23 protein-coding genes and 1 pseudogene are annotated in these 14,779 nt (G+C 69.8%); 13 read left to right on the top strand and 11 right to left on the bottom strand.

Annotation, left to right across the window (positions count from 1 at the left end):
* Positions 1 to 203 precede the first annotated feature (203 nt).
* The 3 genes and pseudogenes from OOK07_RS18540 to OOK07_RS18530 form a co-directional block, all read left to right on the top strand.
* Positions 204 to 656: a DoxX family protein gene (locus OOK07_RS18540; RefSeq protein WP_266681691.1), complete on the top strand. Its 453-nt coding sequence runs from the start codon at positions 204 to 206 to the stop codon at positions 654 to 656.
* Entirely contained in the window at positions 653 to 1,063 is a 411-nt protein-coding gene (locus tag OOK07_RS18535) for a Zn-ribbon domain-containing OB-fold protein (protein ID WP_266681689.1), read from the top strand. The genes OOK07_RS18540 and OOK07_RS18535 overlap by 4 nt, the downstream gene beginning before the upstream one ends.
* A gap of 8 nt (positions 1,064 to 1,071) precedes the next feature.
* A pseudogene (locus OOK07_RS18530) lies at positions 1,072 to 1,665 on the top strand (GNAT family N-acetyltransferase); the annotation flags it as partial.
* A gap of 158 nt (positions 1,666 to 1,823) precedes the next feature.
* Here OOK07_RS18530 and OOK07_RS18525 read toward each other — a convergent pair.
* Entirely contained in the window at positions 1,824 to 2,303 is a 480-nt protein-coding gene (locus tag OOK07_RS18525; protein WP_266681687.1) for a nuclear transport factor 2 family protein, read from the bottom strand.
* Positions 2,304 to 2,515: 212 nt separating this feature from the next.
* Here OOK07_RS18525 and OOK07_RS18520 point away from each other — a divergent pair, with 212 nt between their 5' ends.
* The 3 genes from OOK07_RS18520 to OOK07_RS18510 are packed head-to-tail and all read left to right on the top strand — an operon-like array spanning position 2,516 to position 4,100.
* Complete coding sequence (locus tag OOK07_RS18520) at positions 2,516 to 3,373, top strand: GNAT family N-acetyltransferase (RefSeq protein ID WP_266681685.1); 858 nt, start codon at positions 2,516 to 2,518, stop codon at positions 3,371 to 3,373.
* Positions 3,374 to 3,427: 54 nt separating this feature from the next.
* On the top strand, positions 3,428 to 3,703 hold the full coding sequence (locus OOK07_RS18515) for a type II toxin-antitoxin system Phd/YefM family antitoxin (protein ID WP_266681683.1): 276 nt from the start codon (positions 3,428 to 3,430) through the stop codon (positions 3,701 to 3,703).
* A complete protein-coding gene (locus tag OOK07_RS18510; protein WP_266797490.1) occupies positions 3,696 to 4,100 on the top strand; it encodes a type II toxin-antitoxin system VapC family toxin in 405 nt (134 codons plus the stop codon). Before OOK07_RS18515 ends, OOK07_RS18510 begins: the two co-directional genes overlap by 8 nt.
* Positions 4,101 to 4,120: 20 nt before the next feature.
* On the opposite strand, the gene OOK07_RS18505 is transcribed toward OOK07_RS18510, so the two are convergent.
* Positions 4,121 to 4,786, bottom strand: coding sequence for a pyridoxine/pyridoxamine 5'-phosphate oxidase (locus OOK07_RS18505; protein ID WP_266797488.1), 666 nt, complete (start codon positions 4,784 to 4,786; stop codon positions 4,121 to 4,123).
* 95 nt (positions 4,787 to 4,881) lie between these two features.
* Here OOK07_RS18505 and OOK07_RS18500 point away from each other — a divergent pair, with 95 nt between their 5' ends.
* The gene (locus tag OOK07_RS18500) at positions 4,882 to 5,169 is read left to right on the top strand and encodes a hypothetical protein (protein ID WP_266681672.1); all 288 of its coding nucleotides are present in this window, start codon (positions 4,882 to 4,884) and stop codon (positions 5,167 to 5,169) included.
* Between the two features lie 31 nt (positions 5,170 to 5,200).
* Here OOK07_RS18500 and OOK07_RS18495 read toward each other — a convergent pair whose 3' ends face one another.
* From OOK07_RS18495 to OOK07_RS18485, 3 genes are read right to left on the bottom strand one after another with little or no spacing between them, the layout of a single operon-like run.
* A complete protein-coding gene (locus OOK07_RS18495) occupies positions 5,201 to 5,380 on the bottom strand; it encodes a DUF397 domain-containing protein (protein ID WP_266797485.1) in 180 nt (59 codons plus the stop codon).
* 28 nt (positions 5,381 to 5,408) lie between these two features.
* Complete coding sequence (locus OOK07_RS18490; protein WP_266797484.1) at positions 5,409 to 5,588, bottom strand: DUF397 domain-containing protein; 180 nt, start codon at positions 5,586 to 5,588, stop codon at positions 5,409 to 5,411.
* A complete protein-coding gene (locus OOK07_RS18485; RefSeq protein ID WP_266797482.1) occupies positions 5,585 to 6,454 on the bottom strand; it encodes a helix-turn-helix domain-containing protein in 870 nt (289 codons plus the stop codon). The genes OOK07_RS18490 and OOK07_RS18485 overlap by 4 nt, the downstream gene beginning before the upstream one ends.
* Positions 6,455 to 6,644: 190 nt before the next feature.
* On the opposite strand from OOK07_RS18485, the gene OOK07_RS18480 reads away from it, so the two are divergent.
* Positions 6,645 to 7,061: an ATP-binding protein gene (locus OOK07_RS18480; RefSeq protein WP_266797481.1), complete on the top strand. Its 417-nt coding sequence runs from the start codon at positions 6,645 to 6,647 to the stop codon at positions 7,059 to 7,061.
* 261 nt (positions 7,062 to 7,322) lie between these two features.
* Here OOK07_RS18480 and OOK07_RS18475 read toward each other — a convergent pair whose 3' ends face one another.
* The 4 genes from OOK07_RS18475 to OOK07_RS18460 are packed head-to-tail and all read right to left on the bottom strand — an operon-like array spanning position 7,323 to position 9,630.
* A complete protein-coding gene (locus OOK07_RS18475) occupies positions 7,323 to 7,937 on the bottom strand; it encodes a DUF5753 domain-containing protein (RefSeq protein ID WP_266797479.1) in 615 nt (204 codons plus the stop codon).
* 53 nt (positions 7,938 to 7,990) lie between these two features.
* Positions 7,991 to 8,842: a helix-turn-helix domain-containing protein gene (locus OOK07_RS18470; RefSeq protein ID WP_266797478.1), complete on the bottom strand. Its 852-nt coding sequence runs from the start codon at positions 8,840 to 8,842 to the stop codon at positions 7,991 to 7,993.
* Positions 8,843 to 8,864: 22 nt separating this feature from the next.
* Positions 8,865 to 9,398 (bottom strand): DUF6879 family protein, encoded by a 534-nt coding sequence (locus tag OOK07_RS18465; RefSeq protein WP_266797476.1) that lies wholly within the window; start codon positions 9,396 to 9,398, stop codon positions 8,865 to 8,867.
* Entirely contained in the window at positions 9,373 to 9,630 is a 258-nt protein-coding gene (locus OOK07_RS18460; protein ID WP_266683599.1) for a hypothetical protein, read from the bottom strand. The genes OOK07_RS18465 and OOK07_RS18460 overlap by 26 nt, the downstream gene beginning before the upstream one ends.
* 163 nt (positions 9,631 to 9,793) lie before the next feature.
* Here OOK07_RS18460 and OOK07_RS18455 point away from each other — a divergent pair, with 163 nt between their 5' ends.
* The 3 genes from OOK07_RS18455 to OOK07_RS18445 all read left to right on the top strand — a co-directional run bounded on the left by OOK07_RS18455 (position 9,794) and on the right by OOK07_RS18445 (position 10,881).
* Positions 9,794 to 9,988, top strand: coding sequence for a hypothetical protein (locus OOK07_RS18455; protein WP_266681657.1), 195 nt, complete (start codon positions 9,794 to 9,796; stop codon positions 9,986 to 9,988).
* 58 nt (positions 9,989 to 10,046) lie between these two features.
* On the top strand, positions 10,047 to 10,280 hold the full coding sequence (locus tag OOK07_RS18450; protein ID WP_266681656.1) for a DUF397 domain-containing protein: 234 nt from the start codon (positions 10,047 to 10,049) through the stop codon (positions 10,278 to 10,280).
* Positions 10,281 to 10,386: 106 nt separating this feature from the next.
* The gene (locus tag OOK07_RS18445) at positions 10,387 to 10,881 is read left to right on the top strand and encodes a hypothetical protein (protein WP_266797474.1); all 495 of its coding nucleotides are present in this window, start codon (positions 10,387 to 10,389) and stop codon (positions 10,879 to 10,881) included.
* Positions 10,882 to 11,081: 200 nt separating this feature from the next.
* Here OOK07_RS18445 and OOK07_RS18440 read toward each other — a convergent pair whose 3' ends face one another.
* On the bottom strand, positions 11,082 to 12,251 hold the full coding sequence (locus tag OOK07_RS18440; protein WP_266797472.1) for a thiolase C-terminal domain-containing protein: 1,170 nt from the start codon (positions 12,249 to 12,251) through the stop codon (positions 11,082 to 11,084).
* A 98-nt stretch (positions 12,252 to 12,349) separates the two neighbouring features.
* Here OOK07_RS18440 and OOK07_RS18435 point away from each other — a divergent pair, with 98 nt between their 5' ends.
* Positions 12,350 to 13,543, top strand: coding sequence for an acyl-CoA dehydrogenase family protein (locus OOK07_RS18435; protein WP_266797470.1), 1,194 nt, complete (start codon positions 12,350 to 12,352; stop codon positions 13,541 to 13,543).
* Positions 13,540 to 14,016: a nitroreductase/quinone reductase family protein gene (locus OOK07_RS18430; RefSeq protein WP_266681645.1), complete on the top strand. Its 477-nt coding sequence runs from the start codon at positions 13,540 to 13,542 to the stop codon at positions 14,014 to 14,016. Before OOK07_RS18435 ends, OOK07_RS18430 begins: the two co-directional genes overlap by 4 nt.
* Positions 14,017 to 14,082: 66 nt before the next feature.
* On the opposite strand, the gene OOK07_RS18425 is transcribed toward OOK07_RS18430, so the two are convergent.
* On the bottom strand, positions 14,083 to 14,709 hold the full coding sequence (locus OOK07_RS18425; protein ID WP_266681643.1) for a LysE family translocator: 627 nt from the start codon (positions 14,707 to 14,709) through the stop codon (positions 14,083 to 14,085).
* Positions 14,710 to 14,779 lie beyond the last annotated feature (70 nt).

Raw genomic sequence — 14,779 nt, 5'->3', positions numbered from 1 at the left:
GGGCCCGCTCCCCGGCCCCGGCCCCGGCCCCGGCCGCGGTCGAGGTCGAGACGCATCCACTCCGTGCAGGTTCAGGAGGCTCGCAGGGGGATCGCAGGGCGCGCGCGGGAGGTCTGCGGGAGGTCGGCAGGAGGTCAGCAGGAGGTCTGCAGGAGGGGTTTACAGGGTTCCGGGTTCCTGTGATCTGACGTACCGTCAGATATATGGACTCGATCTGGCTGAGTGGCGCTGAGTGGCTGGCCGTGCTGCGCATAGGCCTCGGGCTGTGGTGGTTGGAGAGTTGGCGGCACAAGGACCGGAAGGCCTGGTTCGAGCGCGGCACCGGGATCAAGTGGGCGGCCGGCATCGCGGAGAAGCACCGCTGGAACGCTGTACGGTCCGGCTTCGAGGTCATGGTGGCGCCGCGCCCGCGGACGATGGCGTACGTGGTGGTGTATGCGGAGCTGGCGACCGGACTGGGGCTGGTCGCCGGGTTCCTGACCCCGATCGCGCTGGTCGGAGGATTCCTCCTGAACATCCTCTACTTCACGCTCATGATCCACGAGGTGGCCGAGCAGGGGCAGAACTCGATGATGGCGCTGATGTCGGTCGTCGCGCTGTTCGGGATGTCGTGGCAGGCATGGTCGCTGGACAGCGGACTCGGGCTCTTCGGATGAGCGGCCCCCGCTTCGACGTGCCGGAGGCCGACGCCTTCACGCGGGCCTACTGGGACGCGGCGGCCGAGGGCCGGCTGCTGATCCGCCGCTGCGGGGCCTGCGGGCGGGCTCACCACTACCCGCGGGAGTTCTGCCCGCACTGCTGGAGCGAGGACGTGGAGTGGGAGCGGGCGAGCGGACGGGCGGTGCTCTACACGTGGTCCGTGGTCCACCGCAACGACCTCCCGCCCTTCGGGGAGCGGACGCCTTACGTGGCTGCCGTGGTCGACCTCGCGGAGGGGCCGCGGATGATGACGGAGGTGGTGGGGTGCGGGGTGGGGGAGCTGCGGGCAGGGGCGGAGCTGGAGGCTGAATTCCGGGACGGGGTGGCGGTGTTCGGGCCACGCGGCGCGAACTCGCGGACTTGAATGGTCCGATGGCCTCTGTCGACGAGCAGTACACGGGTTCGCCCTTCCCTGAACTGTACGGCCCCGGTATCCGCCTGCGGCTGTGGGACGCGGAGTCCGCGGCCGACGTCGCGACCTGGCGGCGCGGCCTCACCGACCCGGAGTTCCGGCGCTGGAACACACCGCTCAGGTTCGTCGAGGATCTCGCCGACGCACGCGAGTCCCTGCGGGCCAAGGCGCTCGGCGCGGCGGAGGGTTCGACAGCCTCGTACTGCGTGACCGACGCGGCGAGCGGCGCCGCACTCGGGCACATCGGCGTCAACGCGATCAACCGCGGCCTGAGCTTCGCCCGGGTCGGCTACTGGGTGCTGCCGGAGGCCCGCGGCCAGGGCGTCGCCACCCGCGCCCTGGCCGTGGCCTCCCACTGGGCGCTGACCGAACTGGGACTGCACCGGCTCGAACTCGACCACGCCGTCGGCCACGAGGCGTCCTGCCGTATCGCCGAACGGTGCGGATTCCGGTACGAGGGGACGCTGCGCGGCGCGATGTTCGAGGCGGGGCGCCACGATGCGTTCCGGGATATGCATCTGCATGGCCGGTTGGCGACGGACCCGGAACCGGCCCTGACTCCGGCGACGGCGACGGCGACGGCGACGGCTCCAGAACCGGAACCAGCTGCTGCTCCTGCTCCGGCTCCTGCTCCGGAGACCGCGTGGAACGGGGAGTCGGGCGCGTCCGGCGCGTCGGGCGCCTGGGGCGCGGCGGACGGGTCGGACGTCTCCTAGACCGCCGGGGCCTGAGCGAGGTCGTCCGGCAACTGAGGAGGTGGGCCCTGGGTCCACACCACCCGCAGGGCCGAGGCAGAGATCCGCCAGCCGTCAGCGGTCCTGACCAGTTCGGCCTCGGTATGGCCGGCGGAGACGAAGACGTCACCGGAGCCATCGGCCAGGACGTGGGTGCTCAACTGGGCCCCACGGGCCGTGGCCCTGGCACCGTCGACCCGGACGACGGCGTTGGTGCCCATATGCACGGTCCGGTCGAACAGCGCCATCCCTCGCCGGACGCGGTCCAGGAGGGCATCGCGGCCTTTCACGGTGCCGATGGGCATCTCCGCGGTGACGTCTTCGGTGTGGAACGCGCGAGCCCACTCGTCATCGAAAACACCCTCGTCCAGGGAACGCAGATAGCGGTCCATCAGGTCAGTGATCTCAGCGCGATCGGTCAGGGTCTGCAACTGCCGCCGCATCTCGTCGGTGTCCATGCGGCAAGCCTCCTTCCTCAAGCGCGCTTGAGGTCAAGGCGATCGCCCCGAAGAGCCGCGATACCGAAGAGCCGCGACAAGGGAGAGCCGCAAACGGGAGGCCGCAATACCGAAGGGTCGTAACGCCGAAGGGTCGTAACGCCTTGGGGGCGTTACCCCGCTGGGGCCGTAATTCGGAGGCGTCGGGCGTGCGGTGCGGGGGATCATGGGGCATGCAGCCCGACGACTGGCACTTCATCGACGACCTGGACGCCTTCCTCGCGCGCGCCGGCGGCTTCCTTCGCTCCCGACCCGCCCTGCACACCGTCCCGCTGACGGTGACCCACGCACTGCGCACGCGCGGAATGCGGGCCTACGGCGACGAGGCGCCCTGGTTCGGCGTGCTGGAGCGGGAGGGCGAGGTCCGCGCGGCCTACCTCCGTACCCCTCCCTACCGCCTGGCCGTCACGCCCCTCACGCCTGAGGAGGCGGATGCCCTCGCCGTCCATCTGACCGGCCTCGGCCACCCCTTGCCGGGCGCCACCGCCGAACGCGCCACGGCCGACGCCCTCGCCGAGGCCTGGCAGCGGCACACCGGCGCGACGGCCGAGCTGCACGAGCGCAACCGGCTGTACCGGCTCGGCGCACCGGCGGACCCTGGGCCCGTGCCGGACGGCCGGGCGAGGATCGCCGGGGCGGCGGACCGGGACCAACTGGTGCGCTGGTACGGCGAGTTCATGGCAGCCGTGGGCGAGAGCCCGGACCGGGCCGAGAGCTGGGCCGACGCTCGCATCTCCTACGGCGGCATCACGTTCTGGGAGGACGCAGACGGCACCCCGCTCGCCATGGCCGGCTCCTTCCCGATGGTCGCCGGCCAGATCCGCGTGGCTCCCGTCTACACACCGGCCCACCTGCGTGGACGCGGATACGCCGGCGCGGTCACGGCCGAGGTCGGCCGGGCCGCGGTGGCGGCGGGCGCGGACGAGGTCCTGCTGTTCACGGACCTCGCCAACCCGACCAGCAACGCCCTGTACCAGCGCATCGGATACCGGCCGGTGGCCGACTTCTCGGTGTACGACTTCACGGCGTGAGCCGCAAGCGGCAGCGATGTAGCACAGTGAGACACGTCGAGCTACAGTGGTCGTATGAGGACCATCACGCAGCGCGAGTTCCGGAACAACTCCGCCGCCGTCATGGACGCGGTCGAGGCCGGCGAGACGTTCCACATCATGCGCAACGGCATAGAGGTGGCCGAACTGCGCCCGCTGGTTCGTCGGCGCAGGCTGAGTGCCGACGAACTCGTGGCCAGGCATCGGAAGCTCCCGCGAGTGGACTACGCGCAGATGCGTGACGAGGCGGACCGGTTCTTCGGGAGCGAGGAACGGGTGGAAGACGACCCGTGGGAGCGCGAGCGTGGCTGAAGTGCACGAGGAGGGAGTTCTCGACACCTGCACCTATATCGATCTCGACCTGCTCGGTCCGCAGAGCCTTCCTGTCATGCCGGAACTGACCGCCGTCACGTTCGCGGAGCTGCAGCAGGGCGTGGCCATGGCCAAGGATCCCGCCGTGCGCGCGGCGCGGATGGAGAAGCTGGGAGCCGCGGTAGCCGACTTCGAAGCACTGCCGTTCGACGGGGATGCCGCTGCCAGGTACGGCACCTTGGTCGCGCTGACCATCGCAGCAGACAGGGATCCTCGCCCGCGTCGCATGGACCTGATGATCGCTGCGATCGCCTCGGTGCGGGGGCTGCCGCTCTTCACGCGGAATGCCGCGGACTTCAAAGGGCTTGAGAGCGCGGTTCTCGTCGTTCCCGTCTGATCCGGTGCGTTGCTCCGGATTCACGGCCACAGTAGCTGCCTCGACCAACTCCCTTCCTCGCGACGGTAGTTCAGCCGTACGTGCCGTCGCCGTTCGTCGCCCTGGAAGAACTCCACCTCGTCCGGCCGGAGGTGGTAGCGGGTCCAGGAGGGGACCGGGGCGTCCGGCTCCCGCTGGGCCCGCTCCCACGCCGCCTCCGACGCGCGCGTCAACTCCTCCACGGAGCCCAGGACTTCGCTCTGACGGCCGGTGAGCGCGGCGGCGAGGGCGCCGGTCGAGCGGGCGTGCAGGTCCCCCTGGGACTCCGTCGCCGGCGCGGCGGTGACGGGGCCGCGCACCCGGACCTGGCGGCCCAGCACCGGCCAGTAGAAGACGAGCGCCGCGTGGGGGCGGGCCGCCAGCTGACCGCCCTTGCGGCTCGTCGCATGCGTCGCGAAGGCCCAGCCGTCCGCGTCCGCGCCGTGCAGCATGACGATCCGTACGTCCGGCCGGCCCTCCGCGTCCGACGTGGCCAGGGACATGGTGTGCGGCTCCGGCTGTCCGGCCGCCACCGCCTGGGCGAACCACGTGGTGAAGAGGGGGAGCGGTTCGGCGGGGGCGGTCGCCGGGTCGAAGGGCGGCAGGTCGGTGACCGCCGGGTCCCACACCCGCAGCGACCTCAGCAGTTCATGAAGATCCGTTGCCATGCGTCGAGTATCACCCGCGGATCCGCCCGTGCGGCGTTGCCTGCGCGGTGGCCGCCAAGCTCATGATCCATCGACTCGCGTGACATCATCCGTCCATGAGCAGCGACCTGGAAGTGAGCGCTCTGGCGATCAATGTCACGATTCCGGAGGCGCTCCGCTGGACGGACACCCGACGCGGTGAAGCGTTCACGCTGACCACGCTCAACATCCGGCTTCTTCCGGACGGCCGCCTCGCTGCGAAGGCCTATGGCCGGCCAGTCGCTGGTGGCCGGGGCGCATATGTCTCGTTCCCCGTCCCCGACGAACCCGAACTGGCGGCCCTGGTCGAGCGCGCTGCCGGCCGAGCCGGGGTGCTGTGGGCCGGCCATCGTGGTCTCGGCTGAGCCTCGGTTCGACTTGAGTGACGAGAGACGCCTAGCCGAACTGCCGGATGAAGGCCTGCCAGCTGTCACGGGAGACGGTGAGGAGGGGGCCGTCCTGCTGCTTGCTGTCGCGGACGGCCCGGCCGCCGGGGGCGGTGTCGGCGACCTCTACGCAGTTGTTCTCCTGGCCCGAGTACGAGGACTTCCAGAAGGGGCCAACAACCTGGGTCACGATGCGCCTCCGTTCATGTCTGTGATGCCTACACGAACTGCCCGAGGAAGGCCTGCCAGCCTTCGCGGGAAACGGTGAGCAGAGGGCCGTCCTGCTGCTTGCTGTCGCGGACGGCTCGGCCGCCGGGGGCCGTGTCTGCGACCTCGACGCAGGCGTTCTCCTGACCCGAGTACGAGGACTTCCAGAAGGGACTTACGACCTCGGTCACGATGTGTCTTCCTTCAAGCTCCGCAGTACGCCCCGGATGAGCTTCGCACTCGCGTCCGGTGTCAACGCTGACGATCGTAGTAGGTCGAAAGCATTGGCGTAAGTGGCAAGGTCCTCGGCCCCTTCAAGGACGGACGTGCCTCGCAGGTTGTCCATGGCAACGGCTTCGACCGTCGGCTCGTCGTCGAAGCTGAAGGAGTAGAAGGCGCTGGAGTAACCCGCCAGAATGCCCGCGCTGACCGGCAGCACCTGCACGGTGACGTTCTTCCGCTTTCCGACTTCAAGGATCGCGGACAGTTGCTCCCGGTGAATCTCGACGCTCACCAGCGGTTGCGCGAGGACCGCCTCCCAGAGGATGGCCGTGTACGAGGCTCCGCCCTCTTCGATCTTCGCCTGCCTCCCCACACGGACCTTCACCAATTGGGCGGCCCGTTCCGGCTCCATGTAGTTGGGGCCGTGGGCGATAACCGCCTCCGCATAGGCCGGAGTTTGCAGTAGCCCCGGCACCATCACCGGCTGCCACTCGCGGATGTAGGTCGCGTCGTCCTCCAACGCGATGTGATCGACGTAGTCCGGCCGCAGGTGCTCGGCGTGTTCGAGCCACCATCCCCGGTTCTTGGAGTGCTTCGCCAACTCCTCCAGCTTGGCGCGCACTTCCGGATCCTTGACGCCGTACGCGTCCAGCAGCAGCCGAACCTCAATGACACGCGGCGTTGCGTGTCCACTCTCAACACGGCTGATCCTGGCCTGACTTGAGGCGATGACCTCGGCGGCCTGCGGCTGGTCGAGCTTGGCATCCTGCCTGTACTGCCTGAGTGCCGTACCCAAGCGCCTGCTGCGCACCGTCGGCCGTCCACCTGTGGGCATGGGACCTCCCCTCTCCTTCGGCAACCATGTCACGACCGTCGTCAACCCCGAGAGGTCATCACACGGTTGAGTGACATGCTTGCATGTATTCATCGATTGGCATTGCCTCGATGTCGAATTCACGCCTACCTTCTCGAAGGCGCCCAGTCGCGCGCGTCCTTGACGACACGTCAGGAGGTACGGCACCCCCATGCCCGAAACCGAAACCTTCCGCATCCCCAAACACAGACGGCACGTCCCCGACGCCCGCCACCGTGTCGGCAAGACCCTCGCGGACTGGGGGATCACGGACGAACTCGCCGACGACATCGTCCTGTCGGCGAACGAACTCCTGACCAACGCCGTGACCCACTGTCGGGTGACCTGCGCCGAGGTCAAGGTCACGCTCATGATCCGGGAGCCGTACCTGTTCCTGGAGGTTCACGACCCCGACCGGGACCGGCTTCCCGAACTCCACGACAGCGGGCCGGACACAGAGAACGGCCGCGGGCTCATGCTGGTCCGCCGACTGGCCCACGGATGGGGCCACGGGCAGCTGCGCCACACGAAATGCGTGTGGGCGAGGTTCGAACTCCCGGAGGGAACCCATGTTCCGGCGACTTTATGAGGCGTTGACCCGCCGGCTCACCTCGCGCACTGCCCCGAAGGAAGCGGACCTCGCGCGAGAGGTACGGCAGCCCGACCCGTACGTATGGCGGCTCCCGAGCCCTCACGACGCCCGTTGGCGCCGCTGGTTCATAGCTCCCGCGCGGCCGGCCGCTGCCTGCCTTTCCCGCCCGAAGAAGCCTGCTGGCAGCAGCCTCCACCCCGTTACCGGCCCCGGCCCTGGCGCGCCGACGACGATCCGGTGCGCCCGTACGTGCTCCGCTCAGACGGCGAGGTCTCGACGGACCCGGCTGATGATCCGCTCGGCGTCGCTGCCGTACACGGCGGACGCGGCATGTGTCTCCCAGACCCGTCGGTGCAGCGCGATCGCGTCGGCGTCGTCGAGCCAGTGCTCGGCGTACCAGTCCTCGATCACGACGAGACGTTCGTCCACCATCGTGAAGGCGTTGCCGATCGGCAGCCGGAGCGTGGCGTCGGACGGCACGATGCCGAGGTGGACGGTGTCCAGGTCCAACACCGGGAGGATATGGTCCAGTTGGGCCGCCATGATTTCCGGTGAGCCAAGGCGGGTGCGCAGCGCCGCTTCCCCGACCAACTGGTGCAACTCCTTGCCTGGAAGGCGCAGCCATTCCTGCCGCTTCACCCGCGCGCGTGCAGCGTCGTCCGTGTCCCTGGTGACGTTCCGTAGTTCCGCGAGGCCTTCGAAGATGCATCGTGCGTAGTCGGCTGTCTGGAACATGCCGGGAACGGTTTGGGGTACCCAGGAGCGCAGGGTCTGTGAGGTCTGGACGACCGTGTTCCATTCCTCCTGGATGGGCCGATGTCCGCTTTCCAGTCGTTCCTGCCAGGGACGTACCTGTCGGCTTTCGTCGTTCATCAGGGCTCCGTTCTCGTCGTCTTCTGAACAACAAACGCGGGACGGCGTTCGAATCAGCGCAGGGCGTCGATGGCCTTCACGATCAGGGACCGGGCGTCCGCCCCGTACACAGCCATGCTCCGGAGTTGCTCGAACGCCTTTACATAGAGCGCGATCTCGGAGGGCTGGGTGATGTTCACCTCGGCGGACACCAACTCGACCGCGGCGAGGGTGTCGTCATGCACGTTGAATGTTTCCTGCGGCCAGATCGCGCGCTCGCGAGTCGTCGTCGGGATGATGCCGAACGACACCTGCGCATGCGCCCCTGCGGTGAGGAGGTAGCCCAGTTGTGCGGCCATTGCCTCGGCATCGCCGAGTTGGTAGTACAGCACCGCCTCCTCGATGAGGAACACGAACCGATGGCCCGGCTCATGGATCACCTGCGAACGCCGCACACGCGCAGAGGCAGCCTCCGCCGCGTCATCCGGAACCCCATGGAAGCGGGCGCTCATGCTGAGCAACGCCCGCGCGTATCCCTCGCTCTGGAGCAACCCCGGTACCAGGACCGGGGAGTACACCCGCAGCAACTCCGTCGACCGATACAACTCGGCGTAGCTGTCCTGCAACTTGGCCAGGCCCGTACGAACGCGCTGCCGCCACTCCCGATAGAGAGACTCCGCCTGCTGTGAGGACGCGATCAGGTCCGGGGTCCGGTCGATGGCACCTGTCGCGCGACACCACAAGCGAATGTCGGTGGGAGACGGAGGGGTGCGGGCGTTCTCGATGCGCGAGGTCTTTGCGTGGTGCCAACCGCACTCGTTGGCCAGCTCAGTGACCGTCAGGCCTGCGTTCTTCCTCAGGTCACGCAGTTGCCGCGCCACATTCTCACGCGCGGCTTGGGCCGAAGAAGACGGGGATATGGGCATGAGCTGGCCAACGATGCTTCTGTCAGTGGATCTCGTACGTCTCGTGCGGGACGGCGCGTTCCCAGACCGCCTCGAAGGCGTCCGAGCACTGCTTGACGATACCCGGCTCGGTGCGCAACTCCTTGCCCGGGTCGGCCCAATCGCCGACGCCGGTGAAGTGGTTGAAGAGGACCAGCTCCCCGTCGAAGATCCACAGATCCGCGCCCGGCAGCATAAGGTCGACCGCCCGAGGCCTGGGCAGCCACCGCACCTGCTCGCCGGCCGCCACGTTGACCCCCGTACTCGCGTGCTCGTAGCGGATGTAGTCGGTGACCGGTTCGGAGACGATGCGGGCACGCCGTACGACGACGCCGCGGGCGACCGCCCGGGAGATCAGGTCGACCCAGGGCGCCCAGTACTCCGAGGCGGGATCGGTGTCCCTCTGGCCCGTCGCAAGCCACGCGTTGAAGTCGTCCGCCTCGTCGCCGACGGCGTACTGGTCGCGCATTTCGAGGTGCACGGCGGAGTGCTGCGCGGCCTCCATGAGGTCGTCAAAGCTGGGCACGTTCTGCGGCATCGCAAGCCTCCCTCAGCATCGGCACCAGGCGGGCGGGAACGCGGATCACGGTCTCGTGGGCAGGAATGCCCTCTGCATGCCCGGGCGCCGTGTTCTTCACGCACTGCGCTCGCGTCGCGTCGTCCGCTGTGTAGCTCTGGAGCACGATGTCCGCGTTGTCCGCGTCCACCCACACCGTTGGTGACCCGTCCCTTCCCGTTTCCGGGTCGATCCCGATGAACCGTAAGCGCATGACAGCCTCCAACGTCATCGCCGTGCACTGATGTGCACAAATATCGGCTCGTCGAGAGGCTCGGGTCAAGAGCGATGGGCAGGAAATAGCCACTCAGGGATCTGTGTGCACATCAGTGCACATCGCTGGCTTCGCTGCCCACCTCCCTCCTACCGTGAGGAACATGAGGCAAGAGACACGGTTGCCCGACGGCTTCGACGCCTGGCTGTTGGACTGCGCACCTGTCGCCGACTGTGACGTCTGCGCCGCGAACTGGCGCCGGCTCACCAGCCGCGAACAGTCGGGCGACATCACCCAGGCCGCGCGCCATGCCACCGAGATCCGCGACCACGCCTCCGGGGTGCACGGAAAGCCGTAGAGCCATCGGCGTCAGCCGGCCCCCTCTCCACCACACCGCAAACCCGGAAGGTGAACTCATGCTCAACGGAAGCGACCTCTACGCCCTCGACATCACCTCGGCCTCGTTCGTGAAGGCCTGCGGAGGCAACACCCACCCGGACGGCGAGTCGTGCGTGACCCTGGCCCGGATCGGCCGGGACGCCTGGGCCGTCGGTGACAGCAAGCGGCCGGACGCGCAGCCGCTGCGGTTCACGACGGAGGAACTGGACACGGCCGGGATCGATCCGGCCCGGTTCGGCCTGCCTGTCTGAGCCGCGCCTCCTGCGGCCGGTCCTCCTGCGGCCGGTCCTGGTGGGGCCTGTCCTCGACCGGGGCCGGCCGCCCTCCCGATCACCAACGCGCCGAACGGAACGCCCCGTGCACCACCACGGCTACCTGTGGACCGGCCCCAAGGCTCGCTTCGACCAGGAAGCGCTGCGCCGCCCGCCCCATCCCGAGCCGCCTCCGGCAGGAAGTAAGCCGGAACTGGTCCAGCGATACCGCGAGGTGGCCGCGGAGTTCCCCGCCTCGGATCTGCCACCGCTGGAAACGGCGTACTGGCTCGTCAAGCCGCGCTCACTGGTTCGGGGCACGTGGACGGCCCCGGGAGAGGCGGCGGTGTGGCTCAGTGACCGGTTGACCGAGTACGCGCCCCGGTTCGCATCCGAGGTCCAGCGCGACGTCAGACGTCTGAGAGCCGTCGTGGCCTCCGCGGCCGAACGGCTGGGATCAGGCAGCGATGTGTCACTCGGCTTCTACCTCGAACGCCCCTCGTACCTCTCCTTGGCTGTGGTGACATGCTCTCCGAATCGCGCAACCCGCGAACTCCCGTGCCCTGTGGACGACACGGCCCACGAGCTTGCGCGCGACTGAGATCCCGGCGTGTTGGTCACAGTCCGATGCATGTCCCGTCCGCCACTCGCTCGTACCCCATCCCGGACACCAGCACCTCGATGAGCTGACCCGAAGCCACCTTGAACCTGCGCAAGCTGGAACGCGGCGGCCCGCTGGCGGACGCTCTCAGCCGGTGTCGCCCGCCCCGCCGCGAGCGTCCCGCCGTCGGCTGAACCCCCTCACCCGCCCAGCACCACCGTCCCGGACGAGCAGAACCACCCGCCCGTCCCCGACGCGACCCCCAGCCGCGGCAACTCCCCGTCCCGTTTCCGCACTTGCCGCGCCCCCGCCTCCCCCCGCAACTGCCGCACCGCCTCCACCAGTAGGAACAGCCCCCGCATCCCCGGATGTTGGGCGGAGAGGCCGCCTCCGTCCGTGTTCACCGGCAGCTCGCCGCCCTCGACCCTGAGCCGCCCCTTCTCCACGAACGCCCCGCCCTCTCCCTTGGCGCAGAAGTCGAGGTCCTCAAGGGTCACCAGCGTCATGTAGGTGAAGGCGTCGTAGATCTGCGCGAAGTCCATCTCCTCGGGTCGCAGTCCCGCCCGCTCGAACGCCAGCCGTCCGCTAACCGCCGCCGGGGACACCGTGAAGTCGGCCCACTCGGACATCGCGGCGTGCGAGACGTGCTCCCCGGTGCCGAGCACCCAGACCGGAGCGGTACGGCAGTCCCGTACGTACTCCTCGGCCGCCAGCAGCACCGCCGCCCCGCCGTCGGAGCGGATGCAGCAGTGCAGCTTCGTGAACGGGTCCGCGATCATCGGGCCGGAGAGGACCTCGTCCACCGTGATGGGCGTGCGGAACATCGCGTCCGGGTTCAGGGCGGCGTTCGCTCGCGCCTGTACCGCGACCTGCGCCAGCTGCTCGATCGTCGTGCCGTGTTCGATCATGTGGCGGCGGGCCGCCATCGCGTACTTGGCGATGAGCGTGTGGCCGTAGGGGACCTCGAACTGGAGCGGGCCCCGGGCGCCGAAGGAGAGGTTTCCCGTGCGGCGGCCCGCCTTGATGTCGGCGCGCGCCGTGGAGCCGTAGACCAGCAGCACCGCGTTCGCGTGCCCGGCGGCGATCGCGTCCGCCGCGTGGGCCGCCATCACCTCCCAGGTGGAGCCGCCCACGGCCGTGGAGTCGACCCAGGTGGGGCGAAGGCCCAGGTACTCGGCCACCTCGACGGGCGCGAGCGTGCCCAGCCCGGCGGACGCGAAGCCGTCCACCACCTCCCGGCCGAGCCCCGAGTCCGCCAGGGCGCGGCGGGCCGCCTGGGCGTGCAGGGTGTACGGGGTCGCGTCGTCCACCCGGCCGCAGTCGGACAGGGACACCCCGACCACGGCCACTTTCCGGCTCCCGGACGTCATGCGAGGCCTCCTGCCCCTGGGCATATCGCTTCGGCCCTCCTAATATGACGGGCCGTCAGATCCGGAGGGAAGAGCGAAGAGGGAAGAGGGGGAAAGTCATGGATGCCGGCTTCACCGCTGAGCAGGGCGAGATCCGCCGAACCCTGCGCGAACTGCTCCGCAAACGCTGCGGTCCCGAGGAGCTGCGCGCCGCCCTCGACACCCCCGCCGGACACGACCCGGCCCTGTGGACCGCCCTCGCCGACCAGCTCGGACTCCCCGGCCTGGCCCTCCCGGAGGCGTACGGTGGCGCCGGCTGCTCGGTGACCGAACTCGCCCTGGCGGCAGAGGAGACGGGTCGTGCGCTGGCCCCCTCGCCCTTCCTGGCCACGGCTGTCCTCGCCGCACCGGTGATCCTCGCCCTCGGCGCCGACGCCCAGCGCGCCGCTCTGCTGCCCCGTATCGCCGCGGGCAGCCTGACCGCCGCCCTCGCGGTCCCGGGTGCCGCCCTCGCGACCGCTCTCGCCCTCAACGGCACGGGCGAGGGCGACTGGGCGGGCGGTGGCCGGGCGGGGGGTGTGCAGGCCCGCAGAGCGGGGGACGGCTGGCGGCTGTTCGGCCAGGTCGACCAGGTGCTGGACGGGCACAGCGCGGAGCTGCTCGTGATCGCCGCCCACTCCGGCGGCTTCGCCCGCTCACGCACCCTCCTGTTCCTCGTGACGGGAGAGGCGACCGGTCTCGTACGCGTACGCCAGACCGCGCTCGACGCGACCCGGCCGCAGGGGCGCGTCCAACTGCGGGATGTGGAGGCGCAGTTGCTGGGCGCGGAGAGCGCGGAGAGTTTCGACGTGCTCGGCGCGCTCGCCGCCTTCGGCGACCGCGCGGCTGCCGTCCTCGCGTGCGAGGCCGTCGGGGCCGCCGACCGAGCGCTGGAGGGGACCGTCGAATACGTCAAGCAGCGCGAGCAGTTCGGCCGGGCCATCGGGTCCTTCCAGGCCGTGAAGCACCGGCTGGCCGACGTGTACGTCCAGGTGCAGGCGGCGCGTTCGGCCGCCTACTACGCGGCCTGGGCGGCGGCCCACGGGGAGAGGGCCGGCGGGCTCGCCCTCGCGCAGGCGCTGGAGGCGTTGCGCGCTGCCGCCGCCGAAGGGATCCAACTGCACGGCGGCATCGGGTTCACCTGGGAACACGAGGCCCATCTGTACTTCAAGCGCGCCGCCGGTGACGAGCTGCTCTTCGGTCCGGCGCACCGGCTGCGGGCGCACGCCGCCGACGTGGCACGACTCTTCGAGAGCAGGGAGGTGACGGTGTGATCGGTGTGCGGGTGGTGCAGAAGGTCTCGTCGACGCGCGGGTTCGGCAAGGTGGCCCCGTATCTCGTTCCCGCACTGGACCGGGCCGTCCACCGGCTCACGCGCGGGAAGGTACTGCTCAGCGCGCAGATGCTGCCGGGCCTGGTCCTCACGTCCACGGGGGCGCGCAGCGGACTGGCCCGGCGCACTCCGCTCGCCTGCATGCCCGAGGACGACGGCCGCGGCTGGATCCTCGTCGGCTCCAACTTCGGCCGCACCGACCACCCCGCGTGGACCCACAACCTGCTCGCGCACCCCGACGCCGGGATCAGCTGGAAGGGCGCGGGCATCCCGGTGACGGCCCGGCTGCTGGAGGGGGAGGAACGGGCCGTGGTCTGGCAGCGGGTACTGGCCTTCTGGCCGCCGTATGCCGCATATCAGGCCCGGGTGGAGCGGGAGATACGGCTGTTCCGGATCACGCGGCGGCAGGCGTAGCTCGTGCTGCGGCGGCAGACGTAGCGTGGTCTGCGGCGGCGGTCATAGCGTGTGCTGCGCCGGCGGTCATAGCGTGTGCTGCGCCAGCAGGAGCGCGCCGATGCCGAGCATCGCCGCCCCGGAGGTGCGGGTGACCGCGCGGGCGGCCCGGGGGCGGGCGGCCAGTAGGGCGCGGGACAGGATTCCCACGGTCAGGTAGACGGCGGCGCAGCACGCCATGTGCAGGAGGCCGAGCACCGCTGTCTGGACGGCCACCGGCGGGTGTGCGCCCCGGGTGACGAGGAACTGGGGGAGCACCGAGAGATAGAGCAGCAGACCTTTCGGGTTCAGGCCGCTGATCGTCGCGCCGCGCAGGAAGAGGCCGCCGGAGGGTGCCTGCGTGTCCTGTGCGCCCTGTGCGTCCGCCTTGGGTACCGCCGGGCGGCGCAGGACGCCCCAGCCCAGCCACACCAGGTATCCGGCCCCCGTCACCGTCAGCGCCGTCAGGAGCGCGGGCGAGCTCGCGACCAGGACGGCGAGGCCCGCGACGGCCAGCGCCGTGTGCAGCGCGTACCCCGCGACCAGTCCCGCCACCGCCCGCCCCACCGCGCGGCCACGCACGCCGTTCGCGATCACATACGCCCAGTCGGCGCCGGGCACGCACACCAGCAGCAGGTCGAGGGCCAGGAAGGAGAGCAGGGATCCCGAGTTCATGGTGGGGACATTAGGCTCAGTCGGCCCGAAAGTGTTCCCGAAGTTTCCCCGGATCCGCGCGTTCGGTGGA

Origin of the sequence: Streptomyces sp. NBC_00078 (genome assembly GCF_026343335.1) — a bacterium.
Lineage (GTDB): Bacteria > Actinomycetota > Actinomycetes > Streptomycetales > Streptomycetaceae > Streptomyces.
This window is presented reverse-complemented; position numbering and strand designations above follow the sequence as displayed.